Below are 4,580 nucleotides of genomic sequence, written 5' to 3'. Positions count from 1 at the left end.
AGGGAAGGCGGCAGGACGGTAGGCGCTGGTGCTGTAACCAAAATCATCGAGTAATGATAGGGTTGCAGCTTATGGAATAGACACCTGTGGACGCTGTGGTTACAGTGGATGAAGCAGGTGCCTAATTTAGTTTAAAATGTGGCCGGGTAAAACCTGCGTGGTATTTAAAGGAGGGAGAATATGGCGACTCAAAAAATTAGAATTAAGTTAAAGGCCTATGATCATGTCTTGATAGATCAGTCGGCCCAGAAGATAGTGGAGACTGCCAAAAGGACAGGAGCAAAGGTATCAGGTCCTATTCCTTTGCCAGTGGAAAAGAGCATAATAACTATACTTCGTGCTCCGCACAAATATAAGGACTCCCGCGAGCAGTTTGAAATGAGGACGCACAAGCGCCTGATAGATATATTAAGTCCTACTCCCAAGACTGTCGATTCTTTGATGAAGCTGGACCTTCCTACTGGGGTGGATATCGAGATCAAACTATAAGAGGTAGGAAGCCATTACTTAGGGAATGGAGGTTGAGATGAATGAGGAAGGCGATTCTGGGTAAGAAATTGGGGATGACCCAGGTGTTTACCGAAGACGGCTCGCTGATACCGGTAACTGTAGTGGAAGCAGGTCCTTGCGTTGTTACCCAGATAAAGACTCCCGAAAAAGACGGGTATAGCGCTGTTCAGGTTGGCTTTGAGGATATACCTCAAAGGCTTGTGAATAAACCTTTAAAAGGGCATTTTGATAAAGCGAAGGTTCCATACAAGAGGTATTTAAGGGAACTGAAGCTTGAAAATGTTGAGGACTATAAAGTGGGAAGCGAGATAAAAGCTGATATCTTTTCAAAAGGCGATCGCGTTGACGTGACCGGTTATACAAAAGGTAAAGGTTTTACCGGCAACATAAAGAGGTGGAATCACAGCAGAGGGCCAGAGAGCCACGGTTCAAAATATCACAGAGGCCCTGGATCCATGGGTTCTGCCACATTTCCGGGCCGTGTACTGAAGACCAAAAAGCTTCCCGGCAGGATGGGAGTTGAAAGGGTAACCATTCAAAATCTGGAGGTTATTAAAGTAGATCCCGAGAAGAACCTCATGCTGATAAAGGGAGCGGTACCGGGTCCTAAGGGTGCATTATTGATTATCAAGGAAACCGTGAAGCAGGCCGCAAAGAAATAGGGGTAAGAGCTTTTTAGAAGGGAGGAGAAGTTATGCCCAACGTAGCTTTGTATAACATGGAAGGCACCCCTGTAGGTGAGATCTATCTGGATGATGGGGTATTTGGAGTGGAGGTCAACGAAGCTGCTATATATCAAGTGGTAAAGATGCAATTGGCCAATAAACGTCAGGGCACGCAGTCCGCTTTGACCCGCGGGGAAGTGCGTGGGGGCGGAAGGAAGCCCTGGAGGCAAAAAGGTACCGGTCGAGCACGGCATGGTAGCATTCGTTCGCCCATATGGAGGAAGGGTGGTGTAGTCTTTGCTCCCAAGCCGAGGGACTATTCCTACACGGTGCCAAAGAAGATCCGCAGATTGGCCATGAAGAGCGCATTGTCTTCCAAGGTAATGAATAATGAAATTGTCGTGCTTGACTCGCTCAAACTATCACAGCCCAAGACCAAGGAAATGGCAAAGGTGTTGAAAAACCTCAAGGTCAATAGAAAGGCTTTGGTGGTTTTGGCAGAAAAGGATGAAGTGGTACAGAGAGCCATACGCAATATTCCAGATGCCAAGCTTGCTTATGTAAACACTCTCAACGTGCTGGATATCCTCAACTATGATACTTTCATAGCTACGCAGGATGCCGTGCGCCGCATAGAGGAGGTGTACGCATAATGAAGAATCCCCATGACATAATCATAAGGCCGGTTTTGACTGAGAAGAGCTACAACCAGATGCAGCAGAGGAAATATACCTTTATAGTAGACATAAACGCCAATAAGATAGAGATCAAAAAGGCTATAGAAGAGATATTTGGCGTTAAGGTGGAAAAAGTAAATACCATGCGCTATAAGGGAAAGCTCAGGAGGGTAGGTGTCCATGTCGGTAGGACGCCTGCATACAAGAAAGCCATTGTAAAGCTTGCTCCAGACAGCAAGGAAATCCCGTTCTTTGAGGGAATGGCGCAATAAGGAGGGATAAGGAATCATGGGTATAAAAGTATATAAGCCAACCTCCCCTGGTAGGCGCAACATGAGCGTATTAACCTTTGAAGAGATTACAAAGAAGGAACCCGAGAGGTCTTTGGTGGTACCTTTAAAAAAGCATTCGGGAAGGAATAATGAGGGTCGAATAACCGTCAGGCACAGGGGCGGTGGAGTAAAGAGGAAGTACAGAATAATAGATTTTAAGAGGGACAAGGACAACGTTCCCGCTAAAGTGGCGGCCATCGAATATGATCCCAACAGGACCGCCAACATAGCCTTGCTCCATTACAAGGATGGAGAAAAAAGGTATATCCTGGCTCCTATGGGCTTGAAAGTAGGAGACATTGTGATGTCGGGCGAGAATGTCGACATCAAGGTGGGGAACGCCTTGCCCTTAAGGAATATCCCCGTAGGAACCGTAATCCATAACATAGAGCTGTATCCGGGCCGTGGGGGGCAGCTGGTGCGAGCTGCAGGTGGAGCCGCTCAGCTTATGGCCAAAGAGGGGGATTACGCCCATGTCAGGTTGCCCTCTGGGGAAATAAGGATGATACATTTGGATTGCAGAGCTACAATTGGACAGGTTGGAAACCTGGATCATGAGAACGTCTCCATTGGTAAGGCTGGCCGTAAGCGCCATATGGGCATACGACCCACGGTACGCGGTTCTGCTATGAACCCTGTGGATCATCCTCATGGCGGTGGCGAAGGCAAAGCACCTATTGGACGACCAGCGCCTGTTACACCATGGGGTAAACCCACTCTGGGTTACAAGACCAGGAAAAAGAATAAGGAATCTGATAAGTATATTATTAAACGCAGGCGTTAGTTTAAACGCGGTTTGGTTGGATGAAGGGAGGCGAATGTATGAGTCGTTCAAGGAAGAAAGGTCCCTTTGTAGCTGAAAGTCTGCTTAAGAAGATTAGAGCTATGAATGAGTCAGGCAAAAAGTCGGTTATCAAGACCTGGTCTAGGGCTTCTACAATTATACCCGAGATGGTGGGCCATACCATAGCGGTACATGACGGGCGTAAGCACGTTCCGATATACATCACAGAAGAAATGGTGGGACACAAGCTGGGCGAGTTTGCTCCTACCAGAACGTTTAGAGGGCACGGTGACCATACCGAAAAATCCACGTCACTGAAGTAAACATTGTGACCATTTAATGAAAGGAGGCGGTACACATGGCTACCAGGATCAGGGAAAAGGCGAAAGCTCGCGAACAAAACAAGGATACGCGTCCCAGGGCGATTGCGAGATACATCAGGATGTCCCCCAGAAAGGTGAGAGCGGTAATAGATTTGATCCGTGGCAAAACGGTCAACGAGGCCTTGGCTATACTGGCCAATACACCACGAGCTGCTGCAAAACCGGTCATGAAGGTGTTGAAATCTGCTATCGCTAATGCCGAGAACAATATGAACATGAGCCAGGACAATCTGTATGTGGCTGAAATATATGCTGATCAAGGTCCTACTCTGAAGAGAATTAGGCCGCGCGCAAGAGGTATGGCTTATATAATCCGCAAGAGGACCAGCCATATTACCGTCGTGCTAGACGAGATCAACAAGTAGGGAGGGATAATTTCGTGGGTCAAAAAGTACACCCCCATGGGTTGAGGGTTGGTATCATAAAGGATTGGGACGCTAAATGGATTGTTCCGAAAAAACAGTTTGCAGATACCCTCATAGAGGATGTAAAGATAAGGGAGTTAATTAAGAATAAGCTCTATACAGCCGGCATTTCAAGGATTCAGATTGAAAGGGCTGCCAACAAAATTAGCATTAATATCCATACCGCCAAGCCAGGGATTGTCATAGGGAAAGGCGGGGCCGCCATAGAGGCTTTGAAAAACGAGCTGGAGAAGTTTACTAAAAAGAGCGTTATAATCAACATCATAGAGATAAAGGTGCCCGAGCTAGATGCCCAGCTGGTGGCGGAGAACATCGCTGCCCAGATCGAGAAGAGGATTTCCTTCAGACGTGCTATGAAGCAGGCCATTTCACGGGCCATGAAAGCGGGGGCCAAGGGTATAAAGACGATGGTGTCCGGCCGTTTGGGCGGCGCAGAAATTGCAAGAAGTGAAAGATACCATGAGGGGACCATACCTCTACAGACATTGAGGGCTGATATCGATTACGGATTTGCAGAGGCCCATACCACATATGGACGTATTGGCGTGAAGGTATGGATCTATAAAGGAGACGTTCTCCCAAAAGCCAAGAACGGAGACTTACCAAAAGTAAAAGGGGGAAATACCAATGTTAATGCCTAAGAGAGTAAAGTATCGCAAGCAGCAGCGTGGAAGGATGAAGGGGAAAGCCACCAAGGGCAATACCATTACTTATGGAGAGTATGGTCTTCAGGCCCTAGAGCCTGGCTGGATTACCAGCAATCAGATTGAAGCAGCGCGTATAGCGCTTACCAGGTATACCAGG

The 4,580-nt window shown here is 47.4% G+C and carries 9 protein-coding genes; all 9 read left to right on the top strand.

Annotated features, from left to right (window positions below; all coding sequences use genetic code 11):
* Nucleotides 1–180 precede the first annotated feature (180 nt).
* Nucleotides 181–489 (top strand): 30S ribosomal protein S10, encoded by a 309-nt coding sequence (gene rpsJ, locus FWJ59_RS08120; protein ID WP_414481445.1) that lies wholly within the window; start codon nucleotides 181–183, stop codon nucleotides 487–489.
* 41 nt (nucleotides 490–530) lie between these two features.
* Nucleotides 531–1,172 carry a 50S ribosomal protein L3 gene (rplC, locus tag FWJ59_RS08115; RefSeq protein ID WP_414481444.1) on the top strand — a complete coding sequence of 214 codons (642 nt, stop codon included), beginning with the start codon at nucleotides 531–533 and terminating at the stop codon, nucleotides 1,170–1,172.
* A gap of 32 nt (nucleotides 1,173–1,204) precedes the next feature.
* Entirely contained in the window at nucleotides 1,205–1,828 is a 624-nt protein-coding gene (gene rplD, locus FWJ59_RS08110) for a 50S ribosomal protein L4 (RefSeq protein WP_414481443.1), read from the top strand.
* Complete coding sequence (gene rplW / locus FWJ59_RS08105; RefSeq protein ID WP_414481447.1) at nucleotides 1,825–2,124, top strand: 50S ribosomal protein L23; 300 nt, start codon at nucleotides 1,825–1,827, stop codon at nucleotides 2,122–2,124. Before rplD ends, rplW begins: the two co-directional genes overlap by 4 nt.
* Nucleotides 2,125–2,140: 16 nt before the next feature.
* Nucleotides 2,141–2,968 carry a 50S ribosomal protein L2 gene (gene rplB / locus FWJ59_RS08100; RefSeq protein ID WP_414481442.1) on the top strand — a complete coding sequence of 276 codons (828 nt, stop codon included), beginning with the start codon at nucleotides 2,141–2,143 and terminating at the stop codon, nucleotides 2,966–2,968.
* Between the two features lie 38 nt (nucleotides 2,969–3,006).
* Nucleotides 3,007–3,291, top strand: a complete 285-nt coding sequence (rpsS, locus tag FWJ59_RS08095) for a 30S ribosomal protein S19 (protein WP_414481441.1) — start codon at nucleotides 3,007–3,009, stop codon at nucleotides 3,289–3,291.
* A gap of 35 nt (nucleotides 3,292–3,326) precedes the next feature.
* Nucleotides 3,327–3,716, top strand: coding sequence for a 50S ribosomal protein L22 (gene rplV / locus FWJ59_RS08090; protein WP_414481440.1), 390 nt, complete (start codon nucleotides 3,327–3,329; stop codon nucleotides 3,714–3,716).
* A gap of 14 nt (nucleotides 3,717–3,730) precedes the next feature.
* Nucleotides 3,731–4,417, top strand: a complete 687-nt coding sequence (gene rpsC, locus FWJ59_RS08085; protein ID WP_414481439.1) for a 30S ribosomal protein S3 — start codon at nucleotides 3,731–3,733, stop codon at nucleotides 4,415–4,417.
* A partial coding sequence (rplP, locus tag FWJ59_RS08080; protein WP_414481446.1) for a 50S ribosomal protein L16 occupies nucleotides 4,404–4,580 on the top strand: 177 nt, incomplete at its 3' end. The genes rpsC and rplP, both read left to right, overlap by 14 nt.

It is taken from the genome of Caldicoprobacter sp., assembly GCF_047459465.1.
GTDB lineage: Bacteria > Bacillota > Clostridia > Caldicoprobacterales > Caldicoprobacteraceae > Caldicoprobacter.
This window is presented reverse-complemented; position numbering and strand designations above follow the sequence as displayed.